Below are 19,442 nucleotides of genomic sequence, written 5' to 3'. Positions count from 1 at the left end.
TAGCAATGCCGGAAACGACCTTTTCCCACCGTATCTTTGTTGATTCCTGGCTGGCTCACCCCAGCCGGAATAGTATCCCAATCAGCGAGAAATAACGATTTTGAAAGTCTGCATTGCCGAAAAGCCCAGCGTAGCCCGCGAAATTGCCCACGTACTCGGGGCCAGCCGCAAGATGGACGGCTACTTCGAGGGCAACGGTTACCAGGTCACCTGGACGTTTGGGCACTTCTGCCAGCTGCGCGAGCCCGAAGACTACCGCCCCGAGTGGAAGCGCTGGAGCATTCACGACCTGCCCATGATGCCCGACAACTTCGGCATCAAGCTCATGCGCCGCGACGATGGCGTGGTGCGGCAGTTCACAGTCATTAAAAACCTGCTGGCCAACGCTGAGGAAGTGATAAACTGCGGCGACGCCGGGCAGGAAGGGGAGGTGATTCAGCGCTGGGTGTTGATGGAGGCCAAGTACCGCAAGCCCTTCAAGCGCCTCTGGATTTCGTCGCTGACGGAAGAGGCTATCCGCCAGGGGTTTGCCAACCTGCGCGAGGGCTCGGAGTTCGACAACCTCTACCAGGCCGGCAAGAGCCGCGCCGCCGGTGATTGGCTGCTGGGCCTGAACGCCACGCGCCTGTTCACGCTCAAATACGCCGCCGGCCAGAAGCAGGTGCTCAGCATCGGGCGGGTGCAAACGCCCACGCTGGCCCTGCTCGTGGACCGCTACCACGAAATTCAGAACTTCAAACCGGAGCCCTATTGGGTGCTGCGCACCGAGTACCGGGGCACCATGTTCAGCCACGTAGCCCCCGTGAAAAAGGGTAAGGACGACGACGAGCCCGACGAAAAAGCCCGCCTGAAAGCCCGTGGCTACTTCGTGAGCCAGGAAGAAGCCGATGCCGCTATGGCCGCCGTGAAAGATGCTCCGCTGACCGTGACGGGCGTCGAAATCAAGAAGGCGCTGGAGTCGCCGCCGTCGCTGTTCGACCTGACCTCTTTGCAAGTGCAGTGCAACAACCAGTTGGGTCTTTCGGCCGAGGACACGCTTAAAACCGTGCAGGCGCTCTACGAGAAAAAAGTGGTGAGCTACCCGCGCGTCGATACCACCTTCCTGCCCGACGACCAGTACCCCAAGATTGCCGGCATCATGCAGGGCCTGAGCGCCTACCACAGCCTCACCCAGCCGCTGTTGGCCGCCAAAATCAAGAAAAGTCCGAAGGTTTTCAATAACAACAAAGTCACCGACCACCACGCCATTATCCCCACCGGGGCCAGCGCGGGCGGGCTGGGCGGCACCGAAAGCAGCGTGTATGACATCATCGTGCGCCGCTTTCTGGCCGCCTTTTATCCCGACTGCGAGGTAAGCAACACCACCGTGACGGCTGAGGCCGCAGGTCACCCGTTTCGGGTGCGGGGCCGCCAGATACTGAACCCTGGCTGGCGCATCGTGTATGGCGACCCAGCCGCCCAGCAGGCCCCCAGCACCGCCAAGCCCGGCGAGGGCGACGACGACGTGGTGAGCACCGTGCTGCCCTCGTTCGAGAAGGGCGAAAGCGGCCCCCACAAGCCCCGCCTCGATCAGAAAGTAACCCAGCCCCCGCGCGACTACACCGAGGCCATGCTGCTGCGCGGCATGGAAACCGCCGGCCGCAGCATCGACGACGAGGAAATGCGGCAGGCCATGAAGGAAAACGGCATCGGTCGGCCCAGTACCCGCGCCGCCATCATCGAAACGCTGTTTAAGCGCGGCTACATCCGGCGCGAGAAAAAGCGCATCCTGCCCACGCCCACCGGCGTCGAGCTGATCGGCCTGATTCGCAACCCCACGCTGAAATCGGCGGAGCTGACGGGGCAGTGGGAGCGGAAGCTGCGCCAGATCGAAAGCGGCAATCTGGACTCGGGCCTGTTTCTGGACGAGCTGAAAATGCTGGTGCGCGAGATGGTGGACGAGGTGAAGCAGGACGGCTCGCGGCGCTACATTACCATGGCCGGCCAGGCTTCGGAGGCTACGGCCGCCAAGCCAGGCGTAGCCCCCAAGCCTGCGGTAGCGGCCACGCCGGCCATTGCCGGCAGCCTGGGCGCGTGTCCGGCGTGCAAGACGGGGCATATTCTGAAGGGCAAAACGGCGTTCGGCTGCTCCCGCTTCCGCGAAAACTGCCAGTTCCGGCTGCCTGCGCAGTTCGAGAGTAAGAATCTGACGGACAAGCAGGTGTCGGCGCTGCTGGCGAAAGGCCGCACGCCCGTTATAAAAGGCTACGTGAGCGACGACGGCACCAAGTTCGATGCCGCCGTGCGCCTCACGCCCCAGCACACGCTGGAGCTGGTGCGGGCCGCCGAAAGCAAGCCCACCACCGCCCAGGACCCCGGCCAGATTCCGTGTCCTGTGTGCCGGCTGGGCACCATGCTGCGCGGCACAAGCGCCTGGGGCTGCTCCCGCTTCCGCGAAGACTGCCAGTTCCGGGCCCCCTTCGAGTGGGGCGGCAAAACCCTGAGCGACACCCAGATGAACCAGCTGTTGCGCAAAGGCAAAACCGGCGTGATTCGCGGGTTCGTCTCGGCCAAAACCGGCAACCGCTACGAGGCGGTATTGCAGGTGAATGCGGAAGGTCGGATTGAGCCGGTGTTTGAGAAAGGGTAATGAGAGTAGTCTGGTTTACCATTGAGTGAATATACTCTCATGGGGATAAATCAGGGTATTCATATTCCTGATAACCAGTTTAAATAACTTGCATTTTACATATGGTTTGCTAACCTCCGCTCTGCGATTTAATAACTATTTTACTTGAGTTAGGGTCCCTTTTTATTACGTAGCGTCGACCAGGTCTTAGTTTATATACTATACAAGTTTCTGTTTGTTCATCGTCGCAGACTCGAACAAAAAAATAGGCGTATTCATCTTCTAAAGAAATTTCGAGTGTGGAATGATATCGGATAATTCTGTTTGTCCATTGGCTTCTGTCAATAGAACACTCTACGGCATATCTTGGATTGACTGTGTTCGCCAGTAGTAATTCTTTTTTAGATAGTGTTGAAGATATGCCCTCTGTTTGATCATCACTGTCAATGATGCGAACTTGGTATTGGCCAATACATGTAGTATGGGATGTGATGATAATCAAAAATAACAGTAATAGTGGTTTCATGCTGGTTTGTTAGTTTCTGATTTTCCGAAAATATAGCCAAGTGTTGCACCAAGTAGGCCAAAGACAGGAGCAATTGTTCTGTCATCGTATCCAGCAGCAACTAGAAAAAGCCCGCTAAATATGACGATTGTTGTTAGTAATAATTTTACGGATGAGTCAGCATTTATATTCATTTTTTTAACCACAATAACATTTATAATTAATACAATAATAAGTGTTGTCAATATTATTAACCCTAATAAAACTTCTTTATTCGAGAGAAATTGTATCGAGCCTATATCCTCATCTGGGACGATGGTTTCTGTAATAGGTAATGTTTTTTTAGTAATAACACTGTCAATAGGTGCCAAAATATTGGCATAGAAGTCTATGTTGAAAACGTACTTGAACAAAGGAGGTGCCATTGAGTGATATTTTGAGTTTTATTATTGAAATGATAGTTTATTTTACTTATGGCTCAACTTCATCTTCATTTTCCGGGTCTGGAATAGATAAGACGTATTTTCTTCCTAGCGTTATAGCTCGGCTCAACGTGAATCGATAGCCTTCTCTCATGGCATCGTTGTATCCTTCTGCCAAGGCGGCTGTTCGTTGTTCGGGTGTTCCATGATGGTCAAGACTACCGAAATCAGTGTCGCCCATTTCCTCGAAAGATTCTTGCACTGCATCAATGTTAAGACCACCTCGTATCAGTAAATATGCACCTGCTAAATAATCAGCGAAGAGTTCTTTTTTCATTATAGATATATGGCTAAATCCTCCATATTTGAATTGAACAATATGCCCAAATTCATGAGCAATTATAATAGGGATAGATGGCCCGCCTGGATAACGTATATATTCCCGATTGAACAGTTGAAAGCCAAAAGCCACTGTGCCATCAGGGCCGTTTGGAGATAATTGATCTTTAGAAGCAAAAGCATTTTCGCCATCGTAGAAATATAGGACTGGATATACCAAAAATCTTGAGCTCATAAAGGATAATTCTTGTATCGTGATTTGATCAACCTGATAGTTGCCTGAGGTACTATATAGCTTTAAATCTCTTATGGAATGTTTGCCTTGTTCAGCTCCATAACAATAATCATCTTGTGCCGAAGCCACGTTAGTCTGAAAAGAGAAGAGGAGTAATGCTATGTAAATTTTCATATACTATATGACTTTCGCAGGCAATCAATTGCTGCTGCCTGCGTTGATTTAGTCTAATTTAATAACAAATATTTACTATGTCAATATTGCGATGATATTATTAGATTTTTATCATCGAAGCAATATATTTATATATGGGGCATATTGGAGCAGTGTTTGGTAAGAGGAAGTAGTTACCTTATATTGGCTTCTAAAGTATTAGTAATATTCATGGCCAAAAATTCACATAAACCCCAATCCAAACTCCAGTTACCACTTGCCAGGGCGCGATTCAAGGCACGCTTACTAGGGTACACTATTGGGCTGCTGCCGATCGTGGGGATGCTGCTGCTGTTCCGGCAGACCGTGCCGCAATGGGCGGCACTGGGGCTCACGGCCGGCGGCCTGTACTTCTTCATGCTGATGTAGCAAAAGGCCCAGAAGCGGTTTCCTTACGACTTCCAAGACCGGGGCGAGTGGCTCGCCCTGGGCGTGTACGTGGGGCTGGTGGTACTGCTGGTGGTCGGGGTTTAGCTCTGGTGGTAACGACCTGACGACCCGCTTATGACTCCCCAATTTGGAAAAATGCTGCTGCTGCTGGGCCTGGGGTTGCTGGCTCTCGGGGCCTTCGTGTGGCTGGGTGGCGGTAGTCTGCTGGGCTGGTTCGGCCGCCTGCCCGGCGATATTCGCATCGAGCGGCCCGGCTTCCGGCTCTATGCACCGCTGGTGTCGATGCTGCTGTTGAGCGTGGTGCTGAGCCTGATTCTGTGGCTGGTACGGCGGCTGGGTTAGCGGTTCTTGCCAGACAGGCGGTAGCTGGTCTGGACGGAGAACTGGTACACGTCGTCGAAATTGGTAGCCAGAAAGGGTTTCAGCTGCCAGCGCTGGGCTGCTTGGAAGGAAGCTTGCACGAAACCCAGACCGAACGCCGTGCCGGTATCTGCTCCTTTGACACCCTTCAGCTTGCTGTTGGGCACCGCTACGCCAACCAGCAGCCGAATATTGTCACGCCCGAAACCAGTGCCTGCTCCCAGCGTAGCCGTGCCGTTGCCCAAGCCCTGCAGGCCGTAGTAAGCGCTGCTGTGAAAGTACAGCGTAGAAAGCTTGCCGACTTCTATCAGAAGCTGCGGCGTGGCCTGCGTGATGGTCCCGGGTTTATAGGGGTAGTCGTAGGCCAGGCTACCGACATGAAAGCCGAGCCCCACCCGCAAATTCTTCGCGTCGGAGTACTCAACGTATGGGCTGAATGCGTACAGACGGGCCGTGTTTTGTTCAAGAAGCGCCGTGCTGGGGGCGTAATTTCTATTGTGGTTGATCAATATGATGGTATCCTGCAACGGGCGGAAATGGGTGCCGCCCAGCGCCGCGTGTACCTCGAACGTAATAGTGCCGTCGTTGTGCAGGGGTAGGGTACGGGAAATGCCCAGCGAAGCCGTTGCGTACCGCTGCTGATAGGTGCTAATGGGGAATGTGGTGCCCGAGCAGCCATACTCGGGCGCTTCGAAATACTGCTCGGCTTGGCCACCAGTGCCTCCAAAGTGGACGGAAGTATATGCTCGGGAGGTCCGTGAAGCACTGGAATCGGGGGGAGCCGGTGCCTGACTGGTCAGCAGCCCACACAACAGAATCAGGCCGGCGGGTGCTACCTGGTAACGGCGGCTTTGGGCCGAGCCCCATAGCCAGCAGCCTACTTCCAGCCCGATAACCGGCAGCAGCAAACTTTTCACTACCCATTGCTCCGGCAGCACCAGCCACTCCGGCCCCAGCACAGCAGTGAAGCCCAGCAGGGCCGCCGCGCCGGCTAGTGTGCGCCCCGGCCGGCTGGCTGGCGCGATGGCCGCCCTACCCGGTCCGGCCTTGGAGTATCTTACGAGATAGAGAAAGTAGGCACCCAGCCCCAGCGCAGCCAGCCCCAAGCCTAGCTGTACGGGCTTCAGTTGCTGCCATTCGCCGGCTCCGAGTACATCGCCAAGTGGGTCGCGCCAATTTTCCAGCACACAGCGCCCGGCCACATACAGCGCAAAAGCCAGCACTAGCCGGCTCTTGGCGGGCCACTGCCGATAGCGCGTCAGCCCCAAAGCGGCCCCAATGCTCAGGCATAATCCAATCTGGTAGAGCTGCGCCGCATGCACTGGCAGAGAGTGGGCCGCTGCGGCCGCAAGTTGCCCTTTGGCTACCTGCGTCAAAAACGGCAGCGTGCCAGGCGCATAGCACACCCCCCAAGGCCACGACTCGGCCGCGCGAATGCCAAAGCAGCACCCGGTGAGCAGGCAGCCCAGGCCCTGCACGGCCAGCCCCAGCAGGAAAGGCAGGGCAAAGGCATCGTAGGCATCGCGCCCAAACCCCAGCCAGCGCCGTAGCAGCGCCACGCCCAGCGTGGCCCCCAGCATACCGCCCAGCACTGAGCGTTGCCCGGTACTTAGCTCAAACCTGTGCTGCCACCCATCGAGCCAGGAAATAGTAATAAGCTTGGTTCCTAAAATCAGTAGCAACAGGGTGCCGGCCACCAGCAGCAGCCAGGAGCGTAGCGGATAGCGACGGTGCAGCCCTTCCCACAGCAGCAGCGCTCCAGCCGCCCCAAAGCCCAGCAGATAGAACAGCGAATAGTAGTCGTGGGCCAGAGGCGAGGGTAATAGGAGGCTAAAGATCATGCGACAATAGAAAGTTGAAGCCGGAGAAATAATGCGTAGGATTATGTTGCGCATGAACCGCACGCTACCAACCAGGAGCAATGCCGTGGCGGCTCTCCGGTGGTGGCCGAGCTAGCAGCAGTACCGGTTGCTAACGTGTTTTGAGGCGGTACTGCAGCCGCACCGAGCCTTGCCGGTGGCGGCCGAAATTGGTAGCGCCGTAGGGTTCGAGCCACAGCCCGGAGCGCCCCAGCGGGAAGCTGGCGCTCAGAAAGCCCATCGTCGGCTCCGATTCATGGTCGGCCAGGGCCACGCCGCCCAGCACGCAGCGGGTCCAGTCGGAGCCCAGGCCCGAACCCAGGGCCAGCCGGCCGGTGGGATTGCCCAGAGCCAACGGGCCGTTGCCAAAATCGGCCTGCGCAAACAGCGTGCGGCGCACTCCCAGCCAGATTTTCGCGTCGGGCTGGGCACTTACTTTGCGCAACTCGGGGCCTGCGTTTTTGGCGCTCAGATGACCTAGTTCGCCCACATGCAGGCCCAGCCGCACGCCGTAGCCGAAGCCGTTGGCCCGCAGCCGGTCGCGCTCCACATACGGATTCACATCGAGCAGCGGGAAGTGCCGGCCGTCTTTGGGGTCGGCGGTCAGAAACGGGCCGCCGGGCGTCAGCGACTGCGCATTCACGTACTCATTGCCGGCCCGCACGCCGATGCCGTAGGTGGTGCGGCCGGGGCGGCGGGAGCTGGGTCGGGTGTAGGAAAAATCGCCGCCCACGGTCTGGTAGCTGTGGTAGTAGCCGGTGCGCGTGGGCGTGCCGCCGCCGCCGGAGCAGCCGCCGCTGGGCGTATACGTCACGTCCTCATCGTAGCGCCCGGTGGCAATGCCGGGGGTGAAGGAGAAGTAAGCCGCTTCGGTGGCGGTGGCCGAGTCGGCGGGCAGCTGCTGGCTGGTGAGCACCAGCACCACGCCGGCCAGAGCAAGCGGCAGCGCCACGCGGGCGGGCGGCAGAGCCGTAGCCGCGCCCAGCAGCAAGGCCCCGCCTTCCAGCGTCAGCACGGTCAGCAGCAGGGCTTTCACCACCAGTACTTCGGGTAGTGTGAGGGCATGCGCCCCCAGCCAGGCCGTGAGGGCCAGCAGCGCCGCCACAGCCAGCAGATTGCGCACCGGGTTCTGGTTCGGAATAACCTCGGGCTGCATTGGCACCCGACGGGCGCGGCGCAGCAGCCACAGCCACCCGCCCAGCGCCAACGGAGCCAGCAGCAACAGCGCCCATTGCACCTGTTTCAGGGCCAGGCCGCCGTGCGTGTGCAGGGCCGCGCCCACCTGCTCCCCGGCTGGGTCGCGCCAAAACTCGACCAGGAAGCGCCCGGCCAGCAGCAGGCCCAGGTGCAGCAGCCGGCGGCTGCCGCCGGGCCAGGCGCGGTGGCGCGTGAGCACCAGCACCGTGCCCACTGCCGCGCACAGCACCAGCGAGTACAGCTGCGTAGGGTGCACCGGCAGCGACTGCGCGGCATCAGCCGGAATCAGGCCCCGCGAGAGCTGCCACACGTAGGGCAAGGTGTGGGGTGCGTAAGTGAGGCCCCAGCTGCCGCTGGTAAGCTCGCCGAAGCAGCAGCCCGTGAGCACGCAGCCCACGCACTGCACCACCAGCGCCGCGCACATAGGCAGCGTGAAGGCATCGAATACGTGCCAGCTGAAGCCAAAGGGTCGGCGCAGGGCCAGCAGCGTGAGCGTTCCCGCCAATGCCCCACCCAGCACCGTGCGGGCCCCGGACGTGGGCCAATTGCCGGTGTGCAGTAACTGCTGCCACTCGGCCGGGGAGAAGGCCAATAGCTTGGTGCCCAGAATGAAAGCCAGCGTGGTGCAGACCAGCAGCACCAGCCACGTCCGCATCGGGTAGCCGCGCCGGTGACCTTCCCAGACCAGCAAAACCAGGTTCAGGGCGAAGGCCAGCACGTAGAAAAGCGCGTAATAATCATAGCTCGCCGAGGAAGGAATGACTAGGTGGAAAGTAGAGATAAGGAGCATAAAATTCTGCGTTTAGAGTGGAGCGCCGGCGTACGCCCGCATTGGCCTGCCAACGGTTGGCAGGGGTAGCTCAAACGTAAGCCAATAACTGACCCCAAGCGCAACCATTTTTTGCAATGATTAGATTGGTTTTTGCTGTCGACATGGTTGTAATGAATTAATGGACAGCGTGTTGCCATGATTTAAGCAGACTTCCGCCAGGGGCCAGCAGCCTGCCGCTCAAGGGCGCACCACCCGGAGCGTGACGCTGGCTCCTTCGCTCTGTACCCGCACCAGATACAAGCCCGCGGCGCGGCCGGCCAACGACAACTCAGCCTGCTGACCAGGGCCGTGGGCAGTAAGCGCCAGGGTTTGCAGCTCCCGCCCCCGCGCATCGAGCAGGGTGGCGGTGGCGGGGTGGGCTGAGGCCAGGCGCAGGTGCAGCCGGTCGGCGGTGGGGTTGGGCCAAGCCTGCAGACCAGCGGCGAGGCGGCCGGCGGCCCTGGTGCTGGTCAGAATATTCTGGAGGCGGCTGATGAAGATGTCGCGGACGTTGCTGGGCTGCGTGAACAGCGGCAGGGTGCCGTCGGCGGTGAAGGGGCCGCCGGTGAAGTAGCCGGTCAGCAGCAGATTGCCGGCATTGTCGGGGGCCAGGCCATAGCCCAGGTCATCGAGCGGGCCACCCAGGCGGCGCAGCCAGCGCAACACCCCGCCGGCCGTGTAGGAGGCCACCACGGCATCGGCGCTGCCCGCCGACGTGACTGTCTGGCCCGGCACGCCGGGGGCCGACGTGCCGGGCGGGAAGGTCATGGTCTGCTGGAAGTAGCTGAGGGCGTAGATGTTGTTCTGGCCGTCGGCGGCAATGTTGATGCCTGTATCGAGAGCAGGGCCGCCGGCGGGGCGCGTCCATTGAATGGTGCCCTGGGGCGAGTATTTCACCACCACCACGTCGCGGTTGCCGGGCGTGGTGGTCAGCTGCACCGAGTCGGTGGGCGTGCTGGTCAGGATGAGGCCGTCGTTGAAGTAGGTCATCAGGTAAATGTCCTTGCGCCGGTCGGTGCAGATGCCGCGCCCGATCTTAACCCCCGAGCCGTAGCCCACGCGGCCCCAAAGCGGCGTGCCGCCAGCATCATATTTCACCACAAACACGTCGGCCGAGCCGGAGCGGGCCCGCAGGGTGACGGCCGGGCTGCCCGCGCCGCCCTCAAACGTAGCTGTGCCCCGAAACGAGCCCGTGACCACGCAGGCCCCGGCGCGGTCCACGGCAATGGCGCGGCCCACGTCGGCATCGGCGGCCCCGCCGCGCCGCGCCCAGAGCAGCGTGCCAGCGGGGCTGTATTTGGCAATGAGCACGTCGGTATTACCAGCGCTGCTGACGGTGGCCGTGCCGCCGCCCAGCACCGGCGTATCGCGAAACTCGCCGGTGAGGTAGGCGTTGCCCACCGAGTCGGTGGCTATGGCGTAGCCGCTTTCGGCTGAGGCATTGGCACTGCCCAAGGCGCGGCTCCAGAGCAGAGTGCCGGCCGCGTCGTACTTCACCAGAAACAGGTCGTCGGCCCCGGCGCTGGTAAGCACCGGCATGGTGCCCGGCAGGCCCGAGTCGAACGTGGCCGACCCCGAGAAGGAGCCGATGACGTAGGCCCCGCCGCTGAGCGGATCGAGGGCCACGCCGCCGGTTTCTTCGGTGCCGGGGCCGCCGCCGCGCCGGGCCCAGAGCAACGCCCCGGAAGGCGCATACTTGGCCAGCACCGCATCGGCGGTGGGCGTGGTGCCGACGAGCGGCGGCGTGCTGTTGAGCGTGACCTGGGCCGCACCGGTGCCGAAGGTGGCCGCACCCCGAAACAGGCCCGCCACGTAGGCGTTGCCCTGGCCATCCACGGCCACGCCGCGGCCCTCATCGGCCGCCGCGCCGCCGGCTTGCTGGTTCCACTGAAACGCCTGGGCCTGAGCCGTAAGCAGCACGGCGCTGGCCAGGAAAGTAGCGAGTAGGTGTTTTTTCATGGGGCGAAAGAGAAGGTTGAAACGGAAGTTCATCAGACTCTTCAAGGTACGCAACCCGCCCGAAAAGGGCAGCGGCGCTGCGGCAGTCTTGGGGGACCTCACCCCCGACCCCTCTCCTTGGGGAGAGGGGAGCCTGACGGCCTGTGTGCCAATTGGAGAACCGCAGTGATATTCCCGCCAGCGGTCTTGGATGTTAGCGGGCCGGGGCGGCCAGCGGCACCGCAGCCTCATACTGCACGATATTCTCAACCATGCCCTTGAAAATAACGGCGTGAAACGGCACCAGCGAATACCAGTACAGCCGGCCCGCCAGGCCGCGGGGGCGGAAGGCGGCCAGCTGCTCCAGCGTGTGGGTGCCGTCGGCGTTGGGTAGAATGCGAAACTGCAGCCAGGCTTCGCCGGGGAGCTTCATTTCGGCGTAGAGCAGCAGGCGGCGGCCGGCGCGGTCGGCCACGAGCACGCGCCAGAAGTCGAGTGGGTCACCGGCGCGGAGGTCGGTGGGGGAGCGGCGGCCCCGGCGCAGGCCCACGCCACCCACGGCCTTGTCCATAAGCCCGCGCAGCCGCCAGAGCCAGTCCACCTTGTACCAGCCGCGCTGCCCACCGATGCGCCACACGTTCTGTAGCACCTCCTCGGGCGGACGGCGGAACGGGAGCGTCTGGCGGTCGGTGAGCATGCCGTTTTGCGGAATCTGCACGAAATCCATGTAGTTCTGCTCCATCACGCCGCTGCTCACCGCGTCGCTCCAGCTGCTGATAACCTCGTTCTGCTCGATGCGGCTGAAGGCCAGCGCCAGGGCCTCGGCATACGTCATGCACTGGTGGCGCAGCACCTGCTCGATGCTGCGCCGGGTGCTCACCACGGTATCGTTGCGCAGGCTTTCGACCAGGCTTTGGGCCAGGGAAAAGGTGGTGCGCGTGACCAGAAACAGCCACCACGACGACAGCCGCGGGGTGAGCACCGGCACCGTGAGAATGTAGCGCCGGTAGCCGCGCTCCTTCGCCAGACCTTCCAGCATCTGCTTGTAGGTCAGCACGTCGGGGCCGCCGATGTCAAAGGTTTCGTTCAGGCAGTCGGGGTTGTCGAGCACGGCCAGTAGGTAGTGCATCACGTCGCGCACGCCGATGGGCTGGCAGCGCGAGTTCAGCCAGCGCGGCGTAATCATCACAGGCAGCTTCTCCACCAAATCCCGGATAATCTCAAACGACGCCGAGCCCGAGCCGATGATGATGCTGGCCCGCAGCACCGTGAGCTGGGCGCGTTGGGCTTTGCGCAGCACCTTCTCCACCGATTTGCGCGAGCGAAGGTGGGCCGACAGCGCCTTATCGTTGGCAATGCCGCTGAGGTAAATGACCTGCCGGGCCGTGGTGCGGTCGAGGTAATCGGTAAAATTCTGCGCCGACTGCTGCTCAGCCCGGAAAAAATCCAGGTCGTGGCCGCTCATGGAATGCACCAGGTAGTAAGCCGCGTCGATATCGAGGGGCAGTGCGGCCAGGGTTTCGGGCTGCAATAAGTCGCCCTGCACCACTTGCACCTGCTCGCGCAGCCGCTCGGGCAACTCGAAGCGGCGCGGGTCGCGCACGAGGCACGTCACGGCGTGGCCGGCCTCGACCAGCAGCGGCAGCAGGCGGCGGCCAATGTAGCCATTGGCCCCGGTGAGCAGGATTTTCATAAGCGAGCGGGAAAAGCGGCGGGAAGTCGGCAGACAATCGGAAATAGAACCCGCGCCGCCCGGTTTGGTTACGAATAGCCCCGGCGGGCCTTTCTGGCTAACTTTGGGGCGCCTTCCCTTCGTATTGCTATCCGTATGCCCGCTTCCCTGTCGTCCCGCACCTGGCTCTGGTTGTTTGTTATGGTATTGGGAATGAGCCTGTTTGTGGGGCTGGGCAGCTGGGGCGTGTTGGAAAGCAGCGAGGCCCGCTACGCCGAAATCGGCCGCGAGATGCTCACGGGCCACGACTGGCTGCACCCGCGCCTGCTGGGCATTCAACATTTTCATAAGCCCCCGCTCACGTACTGGCTCACGGCGGCCGGGCTGGCGCTGGCCGGCCCTACGGCCTTCGGGGTGCGGCTGCTGCCGGTGCTGGCGGTGCTGTTGCAGGTGGCACTCGTGTATGGCCTGGGCCTGCTGCTTTTTGCGAATGACCGCGCCCGCGCTCTGGCCGCCGCCATCGTGTATGGCACGCTGCCCGTGGTGCTGATTTCGGCCCTGAACGTGACCACCGACGCCTACCTGCAAACGCTGGAGCTGGCCGCTACCTACGGCATTTTGCGCCACTACGCGGGCGGCGGGCGGCGCTGGCTCTACCTGTTTTGGGTGGGACTGGGGCTGGCTTTTCTCACCAAAGGCCCCGTCGGCTTCGTGCTGCCCCTGATGGCCGTTATCGGGTTTTACTTCCGCCAGCAGCAAACGCGCCGGTCTTTCACGGTGCATCATCTGCTCGGCCTGGGCCTGTTTGGGCTGGTGGGGCTGAGCTGGTATCTGTATCTGATGGCCGAAGACTCGGCCTTCGTGCGCTATTTCCTGTTTCAGCACACCGTGGAGCGGTTTGCCAATCCGGAGACGTTTGGCCGCTCGAAGCCGTGGTGGTTTTACCTAGTGTTGGCCCCGGCCACCAGCCTGCCGTGGTCGGCGGCGCTCATCACGCAGGCCATTCGCACGCGCTGGGCCGAGGTGCCGCAGCAGTGGCGCAATGTGCTTGTTTTCTGGGTGCTGGTGCCGCTGGGGTTCTTCTCGCTGTCCGGCTCCAAGCTGCTGCTGTATGTGCTGCCCATTTTCCCCGGCGTGGCGCTGCTCACGGTGTATTATCTAGGCCGGCTGAGCGATGCCGCGCTGCACCGCTGGTACGCGGGCATCGGCTTTTTCCTCGGGCTGCTGCTGGCCGCGCTGTGCCTGCTGCCGCTATTTGTAGAGGCGCTGCCGGTGCCACTGGAAATAAGCCCGGCCACGGCGCTGTGGCCCGCGGCCGGCATTGTGCTGCTGGTGCTGCAGCATGCGCTGTGGGAGCAAGTGCGCGTGGCCCCGCGCCTGCTGCTGATTGCCGTTATTTTCACCGCCGCGCTGCTGCTCACCGCCAAACCTATTCTGCACCAGAATCAGCTAGCATTCAACGGTAGCCGCCCGCTGGCCGACTTCATCCGCAGCCACCACCTCGAAAACCGCCCGATTTTGGTCTATGACCAACTGCTGCCATCACTGGCCTTCGAGCTGGGCCGCCTGCCCGTGTCGCTCCACGACGGCAACCACAATCTGACCCGCGAAACTCAGTTTGAGCCCGGCCAAAGCTGGCAGCAAAACCTGCTTTACCTCACTGATACCACCCAGGAGCGCACCCTGCGCCGCCTGCTGCCCCAGCATCCCGTATTGCTGGTGAAAGGCGAAGTGAAGCCCGAGCGCCAATGGCTGGTGCAGGCATTTTCGATGCAGGAAAAAGTAGGCGAGTGGACGGTGTATTCGGGGGGCTGGTAGAACCGCGCCTCACCCCCGGCCCCTCTCCCCTCGGAGAGGGGCCGGGGGTGAGGCCTCGCGGCGCTACGATATATACACCGCTTCCGCCTTCTCGCGCAGATTGTAATTCGAGGCCATCACCTCACCATACGCTCCGGTAGAGCGAATTACCACCAAGTCGCCGCGGCGGGTTTCGGGCAGCGCCACCTCGCGGCCAAACGTATCCGACGACTCGCAAATCGGCCCCACCACGTCGTAGAGCTGCTTGGAGCCCTGGCTGCTCACGTTCTGAATCAGGTGAAAGCTGTCGTAAAGCGCGGGGCGGATTAGCTCGGTCATGCCGGCATCCAGAATGGCGAAATTGGTTTGCTGGCTGCGCTTCACGTAGAGCACGCGGCTCACCAGCGCCCCGCACTGCGCCACGATGGCGCGGCCCAACTCGACGTGTACCTGCTGGCCGGGCCGCCGCACGAGGTGCTTCTCAAACACCTGGAAATACGCCTCAAAGTCCGGAATCGGGTGCTGGTCGGGGTTGTGATAGTCGATGCCCAAACCGCCGCCCACGTTGAGGTGGGGCAGGTGATGGCCGCGGCTTTCGAGCCAGGTTTGCAGCTCATTCAACTTGCGGCTCAGCTCGGCAAACACGCCCAGATCGGTAATCTGCGAGCCGATGTGGGCGTGCAGGCCCACCAGCTCCAGGTTTGGCAGCGTGCCCAGCTGCTCAATTACAGCCCCCAAATCCTGCAGGCTGATGCCGAACTTGTTGGCTTCCAGGCCCGTGGTGATGTAGTGGTGCGTGTGCGCGTCCACGTTGGGGTTGATGCGCAGCGCCACGCGGGCCGTGCGGCCCTGCGCCCCGGCTAGCTCGCTGAGCACCGCCAGTTCCTGCGCCGATTCGGCATTGAAGCACCAGATATCGGCGGCCAGCGCCCGGTTTATTTCCGCATCCGACTTACCCACGCCCGCAAATACGATGTGCTGGGGCGCAAACCCCATATCCAGGGCCCGCTGCACTTCGGCCCCGCTCACGCAGTCGGCCCCGAGGCCGTGCTGACGGATGTGGTTGATAATGGGCGCGTTGGCATTGGCTTTCAAAGCATAATGCACCTGAATATGGCGCGGGCGGGCAGCCTGCTGCACGGCCGCGAGCGTGCGTTCCAGCAGGCCGAGGTCGTAGAGGTAAAAAGGCGTGGCGCGGGTAGCCGCGTCGGCGGGAAGCGGGAAGGACATCTATTAGGGAGTATTTACCATTGAACAGCACCGCGCACCACTGCGCCGGCCACTGCGAGACACTGCGCGAAAAACCGTTACGCTTCGGCTTCCACTGCTTGCTGGCGCTGCTGAAACAAGCCGTCGTTCAGCACTTTCAAGGCGCGGGCTTTATCGGCAGTGTTAATCAGGATGCTGATATTGTTGGGCGAGCCGCCGTAGGAAATCATGCGCAGCGGAATGTCCCGCAAGGCGTTGAACACCAAGCGAGCTGAGCCGTGGTCGGCCTGAATCAGGTTGCCCACCAGGCACACGATGGTCTGATTTTCATCGACTTCCACCGTGCCGAAGCCACGCAGCTCCTCCAGGATTTCGGGCAGATGCGTGGCATCATCAATGGTGAGCGACACGGCCACTTCCGAGGTTGTCACCATGTCGATGGAGGTGCGGTGCCGCTCGAATACCTCGAACAGATTGCGCAGAAAGCCGTGGGCCAGCAGCATCCGGCTCGACTTCACCTTGATGGCCACCAGCCCATCCTTGGCCGCCACGGCCTTGATGGCATCGGTGCCGGTTTTGTCAGAAATCAGCGTGCCGGGCGCTGCGGGCTGCATCGTGTTCAGCAGCCGCACCGGAATGCCGTGCTTAGCGGCGGGCAGAATGGAGCTGGGGTGCAGAATCTTGGCCCCGAAATACGCCAACTCGGCGGCCTCATCAAACGACAGCTCCCGGATCGGGTAAGTGCCCTGCACCACCCGCGGGTCGTTGTTGTGCAGCCCGTCGATGTCGGTCCAGATCTGGATTTCCTCAGCGTGGGCGGCGGCCCCGATCAGCGACGCGGAGTAGTCGGAGCCGCCGCGCTTCAGGTTGTCGATATCGCCGTTGGCATTGCGGCAGATGTAGCCCTGGGTGATGAATAGCTGCTCATCAGGGTATTGCGCCAGCGCGGCGGCCAGGTGCTGCTCAATGTAGTCGATGTCGGGCTCATCGTTTTTATCCAGGCGCATAAAGTCCAGCGCGGGCAGCAGCGTGGCTTGCTGGCCCAGCATGCCGGTGTAGTAGCGGTGAAAAAGCAGGGTGCTCAGCAGCTCGCCCTGGGCCAGAATCAGCCGCTCGCCCGCGGCCGACAACGGGTTGCGCGTCAGGCCAAAAATGCTCTTAAAGGAGTTGTCGAGGTGCTGAATGGCTTCCTGGGCTACGGCTGGCTCGGTGAGCAGCTCGCGGGCCACAATGAGGTAGTGCTGGCGCAGAATCTCAATCTGGTAGTTGGCGGCCGTCTGGTCGCCCTCGTAGAGCAGCCGCGCGATGCTGACCAGCGCATTGGTAGTGCCAGACATGGCCGACAGCACCACGATGCGGCGCTCGGGGCCTTGAATAAGCGCGGGCAGGGCCCGCATCCGCGCGGCACTGCCGACGGACGTGCCGCCGAACTTTAAAACTTTCATAGGGCAAAAAACTGGAGTTGCACAGCAGGTAAACGAGGGAAAATGGCGGGCGGGTAAAAAAATAGCGCCGGTCTGGAAAGACCGGCGCTCAATGCTCAAAGGAAGATGGCACGAAGAGTTGCGACGGTCAGGTCGAGGCTCGTTTCCAGCACTTCTTGCGCAGCATCGGCATAGCGGTTCGGCCAGCCGAAGCCACCGAAAACGCGAAAGTCGAAGCGAAGGAAATGCGAGTCATGCCGGGGCAAAGATGGGGCAGCGGGAGCCGCTGAAACGGATTTGCGGCTGCAAGTTGGGGCTTCAGGAGGAAATTATTGCAAAGGGCGGCTGTTTTTCTGAGGATGATTGCGCTACACATTGTAACCCAGCCGCTGGGCTGCCACAATCCGGCAGCAGGTCTACCTTATATTTATCACAGTTGTATCATTGTACAGTATTCGCCGGGTCTGCTGCGTGTACGTGTAATCCTGGAAGATATGGTTCCCGTTGCTCGTCCGAACTTGGTTGAATGTATATTTTCTGAAAGTGTAATCACGATTTGGTAATACTTTTATAGTGCGCGTGAAGACAATCATTTGCTTGGAACTAACGGTGTCAGAAAAGATAAAGCCGCCAAAATTGTCTGTATCTACTGTTGAAAAAAAATCAAAGCTGATATTGCTCTTGCCTCTTTTATTTGTGTTGATATTTACAGTGACAATTTTATAAGGTGTCACGCTAAAATCAATCCTATTATTGCTTCCTGCCGTTGCCTTTGCCCCATACCAGCCATACGATAGGTCGTGTAATGTCTGTGAATTGTTCATCTTAATGTAGTAGTTGTTGCCGCTGCTAGCATTAAATGAATGGCTATATGTTCCAGCTGCATTAGTATAAGCCACTGTGAGCGAATCTCGATTGACCCCCGAGAAATGACCAGCGGAGGATTCTTTAATCACAACAATTGGGATTCCCGCTACGGGTTGGTTAGTGAATTTATTCATCACCGTGCCCTCAACAACAGTAGGCTGATCTTCTTTTTTAGTGCAGGCAGCTAATGATAACAGGGAAATGCCAAAGAGTAATTGAACCAGCTGACCTTTCATAGCATGTGGATTTAAAATTGTATGAATTTACAAAAAGACAGAGTTGAAATTGCTTGTTTGGATACTCATTCCTAAACTCACTGCGCCTTTGACATACTAGGCAGGCACCCGTGCCTCTTGAGACATACGTTCGCTTCACCAAAAGATAGGTAGATTTCGCGAAGCATACCCCATTCAACCCATCAACCTCAGCCATACTGCACCAGAGCAAAATACAGCGGCATCCCAATGGTAATGTTGATCGGAAACGTGACGCCCAGGGCCATCGGAATGTACAGGCCGGGGTCGGCTTTGGGGGCTACCAGGCGCATGGCGGCGGGCACGGCAATGTAGGAGGCGCTGGCCGCTAAAATGGCGAAGATGAAGCGGTTGCCCACGCTGTCGGTTACCAGGTGGCTGGCCAGGGCCACCCAGCAGCCGTTGAACAGTGGCACCAGCACCGCAAACACCGTCACGAAGCTGCCGTATTGCCGGAAGGCCGCGAAACGCCGGGCCGTAACCATGCCCATTTCGAGCAGAAAAATGGCCAGGAAGCCCTTGAAAATATCGGTGGTGAAGGGCTTGATGCCGTCGGCCTGCTTGGTGTCGGCCACCAGACCAATAACTAAGCTGCCCACCACCATCAGCACGCTGCCGTTGGTGAACGAATGCTGCACCACGCTGCCCAGACTGGGCTGCGAATCGTCCGGGGCTTCGTAGCGCATCATCATGATAACGCCCACAATGATGGCCGGGGCCTCCATCAGGGCCATGGCGGCCACCATGTGCCCCCCAAAGGTCACCTGCTGCACCTCCAAAAACGACACGGCCGACACGAACGTCACGGCGCTGACCGAGCCGTAGGCCGCGGCCACGGCCCCGGCGTCGCTGATGCTGAGCCGGCGCTTCAGAATGAAAAAGGTATAGAAGGGAATGAAGGAGGCAATGAACAGCCCAAAGGCCAGCGAATACAGGATTTCGGTGCTGAATGGACTGTGGGCCAGTTCCTGCCCGCCCTTGAAGCCGATGGAAAACAGCAGGTACAGGGCAATAAACTTAACGGTGGTCGGCGGAATCTCCAGGTCGCTTTTCAGCAGCGTGGCCACGATGCCCAGCATGAAGAAGAGCAGTGTTGGGTTGGTCAGGTTGGAAATGAGTAGTTGTGCGTCCATGCAAAGGCCGTTTTAGTGAATGAGGCCGCAAGTTTAGCTGGACTTTTTCAACAGACCTATTATTTGTGATAGTAAATCTATTATTTGGGGAAGTGAATACTTGATTCAGGCATAGCGACTGTTCAGAGCGTCAACGAAACATCCTGCTGAGCTTGTCGAAGCATCTCGCGTGCTTCGTTGCAACCTCACCCCCAACCCCTCTCCATAAG

Annotated in this window: 14 protein-coding genes; 4 read left to right on the top strand and 10 right to left on the bottom strand. The window is 60.0% G+C overall.

The features are described from left to right. The first annotated feature begins 100 nt into the window (after nt 1–100). The gene (locus BUB62_RS15120) at nt 101–2,629 is read left to right on the top strand and encodes a type IA DNA topoisomerase (RefSeq protein ID WP_073111494.1); all 2,529 of its coding nucleotides are present in this window, start codon (nt 101–103) and stop codon (nt 2,627–2,629) included. Between the two features lie 501 nt (nt 2,630–3,130). On the opposite strand, the gene BUB62_RS19120 is transcribed toward BUB62_RS15120, so the two are convergent. Next, complete coding sequence (locus BUB62_RS19120; protein ID WP_143164210.1) at nt 3,131–3,484, bottom strand: hypothetical protein; 354 nt, start codon at nt 3,482–3,484, stop codon at nt 3,131–3,133. Nucleotides 3,485–3,584: 100 nt separating this feature from the next. Next, the gene (locus tag BUB62_RS19115; RefSeq protein ID WP_143164209.1) at nt 3,585–4,283 is read right to left on the bottom strand and encodes a M48 family metalloprotease; all 699 of its coding nucleotides are present in this window, start codon (nt 4,281–4,283) and stop codon (nt 3,585–3,587) included. A 210-nt stretch (nt 4,284–4,493) separates the two neighbouring features. Between BUB62_RS19115 and BUB62_RS19110 the strand changes: the two genes are divergently transcribed. Together BUB62_RS19110 and BUB62_RS15115 are read left to right on the top strand one after the other, a co-directional pair. Next, the gene (locus BUB62_RS19110) at nt 4,494–4,691 is read left to right on the top strand and encodes a hypothetical protein (protein WP_143164208.1); all 198 of its coding nucleotides are present in this window, start codon (nt 4,494–4,496) and stop codon (nt 4,689–4,691) included. Nucleotides 4,692–4,847: 156 nt separating this feature from the next. Continuing rightward, complete coding sequence (locus BUB62_RS15115; protein WP_234988771.1) at nt 4,848–5,054, top strand: DUF2905 family protein; 207 nt, start codon at nt 4,848–4,850, stop codon at nt 5,052–5,054. Here the strand turns inward: BUB62_RS15115 and BUB62_RS15110 are convergent. The 4 genes from BUB62_RS15110 to BUB62_RS15095 all read right to left on the bottom strand — a co-directional run bounded on the left by BUB62_RS15110 (nt 5,051) and on the right by BUB62_RS15095 (nt 12,570). After that, nucleotides 5,051–6,913, bottom strand: a complete 1,863-nt coding sequence (locus BUB62_RS15110; RefSeq protein WP_073111490.1) for a prolipoprotein diacylglyceryl transferase family protein — start codon at nt 6,911–6,913, stop codon at nt 5,051–5,053. The two genes, BUB62_RS15115 and BUB62_RS15110, sit on opposite strands and share 4 nt — an antisense overlap. A 130-nt stretch (nt 6,914–7,043) precedes the next feature. Continuing rightward, the gene (locus BUB62_RS15105; protein ID WP_084539105.1) at nt 7,044–8,918 is read right to left on the bottom strand and encodes a prolipoprotein diacylglyceryl transferase family protein; all 1,875 of its coding nucleotides are present in this window, start codon (nt 8,916–8,918) and stop codon (nt 7,044–7,046) included. Nucleotides 8,919–9,137: 219 nt separating this feature from the next. Then, the gene (locus BUB62_RS15100) at nt 9,138–10,898 is read right to left on the bottom strand and encodes an SBBP repeat-containing protein (protein ID WP_159437473.1); all 1,761 of its coding nucleotides are present in this window, start codon (nt 10,896–10,898) and stop codon (nt 9,138–9,140) included. Nucleotides 10,899–11,091: 193 nt separating this feature from the next. Further along, nucleotides 11,092–12,570 (bottom strand): SDR family oxidoreductase, encoded by a 1,479-nt coding sequence (locus tag BUB62_RS15095; RefSeq protein ID WP_073111484.1) that lies wholly within the window; start codon nt 12,568–12,570, stop codon nt 11,092–11,094. A gap of 135 nt (nt 12,571–12,705) precedes the next feature. Here BUB62_RS15095 and BUB62_RS15090 point away from each other — a divergent pair, with 135 nt between their 5' ends. Next, complete coding sequence (locus tag BUB62_RS15090) at nt 12,706–14,367, top strand: ArnT family glycosyltransferase (RefSeq protein ID WP_073111482.1); 1,662 nt, start codon at nt 12,706–12,708, stop codon at nt 14,365–14,367. Nucleotides 14,368–14,430: 63 nt separating this feature from the next. On the opposite strand, the gene lysA is transcribed toward BUB62_RS15090, so the two are convergent. The 4 genes from lysA to BUB62_RS15075 form a co-directional block, all read right to left on the bottom strand. Further along, nucleotides 14,431–15,576: a diaminopimelate decarboxylase gene (gene lysA, locus BUB62_RS15085; protein ID WP_073111480.1), complete on the bottom strand. Its 1,146-nt coding sequence runs from the start codon at nt 15,574–15,576 to the stop codon at nt 14,431–14,433. A gap of 77 nt (nt 15,577–15,653) precedes the next feature. Then, the gene (locus BUB62_RS15080; protein WP_073111478.1) at nt 15,654–17,000 is read right to left on the bottom strand and encodes an aspartate kinase; all 1,347 of its coding nucleotides are present in this window, start codon (nt 16,998–17,000) and stop codon (nt 15,654–15,656) included. A gap of 395 nt (nt 17,001–17,395) precedes the next feature. Beyond that, the gene (locus tag BUB62_RS19105) at nt 17,396–18,082 is read right to left on the bottom strand and encodes a hypothetical protein (protein ID WP_143164207.1); all 687 of its coding nucleotides are present in this window, start codon (nt 18,080–18,082) and stop codon (nt 17,396–17,398) included. A 188-nt stretch (nt 18,083–18,270) separates the two neighbouring features. After that, nucleotides 18,271–19,233: a sodium-dependent bicarbonate transport family permease gene (locus BUB62_RS15075; RefSeq protein WP_073111476.1), complete on the bottom strand. Its 963-nt coding sequence runs from the start codon at nt 19,231–19,233 to the stop codon at nt 18,271–18,273. Nucleotides 19,234–19,442: the final 209 nt, after the last annotated feature.

It is taken from the genome of Hymenobacter daecheongensis DSM 21074, assembly GCF_900141805.1.
Taxonomy (GTDB): Bacteria; Bacteroidota; Bacteroidia; order Cytophagales; family Hymenobacteraceae; genus Hymenobacter; species Hymenobacter daecheongensis.
This window is presented reverse-complemented; position numbering and strand designations above follow the sequence as displayed.

What these genes read in the sequence shown, in the direction of transcription:
- BUB62_RS19115 (WP_143164209.1), bottom strand. Translation starts at nt 4,283, where the DNA reads ATGAAAATTTACATAGCATTACTCCTCTTCTCTTTTCAGACTAACGTG.
- BUB62_RS19110 (WP_143164208.1), top strand. Translation starts at nt 4,494, where the DNA reads ATGGCCAAAAATTCACATAAACCCCAATCCAAACTCCAGTTACCACTT.
- BUB62_RS15115 (WP_234988771.1), top strand. Translation starts at nt 4,848, where the DNA reads ATGCTGCTGCTGCTGGGCCTGGGGTTGCTGGCTCTCGGGGCCTTCGTG.
- BUB62_RS15110 (WP_073111490.1), bottom strand. Translation starts at nt 6,913, where the DNA reads ATGATCTTTAGCCTCCTATTACCCTCGCCTCTGGCCCACGACTACTAT.
- BUB62_RS15105 (WP_084539105.1), bottom strand. Translation starts at nt 8,918, where the DNA reads ATGCTCCTTATCTCTACTTTCCACCTAGTCATTCCTTCCTCGGCGAGC.
- BUB62_RS15100 (WP_159437473.1), bottom strand. Translation starts at nt 10,898, where the DNA reads ATGAAAAAACACCTACTCGCTACTTTCCTGGCCAGCGCCGTGCTGCTT.
- BUB62_RS15095 (WP_073111484.1), bottom strand. Translation starts at nt 12,570, where the DNA reads ATGAAAATCCTGCTCACCGGGGCCAATGGCTACATTGGCCGCCGCCTG.
- BUB62_RS15090 (WP_073111482.1), top strand. Translation starts at nt 12,706, where the DNA reads ATGCCCGCTTCCCTGTCGTCCCGCACCTGGCTCTGGTTGTTTGTTATG.
- lysA (WP_073111480.1), bottom strand. Translation starts at nt 15,576, where the DNA reads ATGTCCTTCCCGCTTCCCGCCGACGCGGCTACCCGCGCCACGCCTTTT.
- BUB62_RS15080 (WP_073111478.1), bottom strand. Translation starts at nt 17,000, where the DNA reads ATGAAAGTTTTAAAGTTCGGCGGCACGTCCGTCGGCAGTGCCGCGCGG.
- BUB62_RS19105 (WP_143164207.1), bottom strand. Translation starts at nt 18,082, where the DNA reads ATGAAAGGTCAGCTGGTTCAATTACTCTTTGGCATTTCCCTGTTATCA.
- BUB62_RS15075 (WP_073111476.1), bottom strand. Translation starts at nt 19,233, where the DNA reads ATGGACGCACAACTACTCATTTCCAACCTGACCAACCCAACACTGCTC.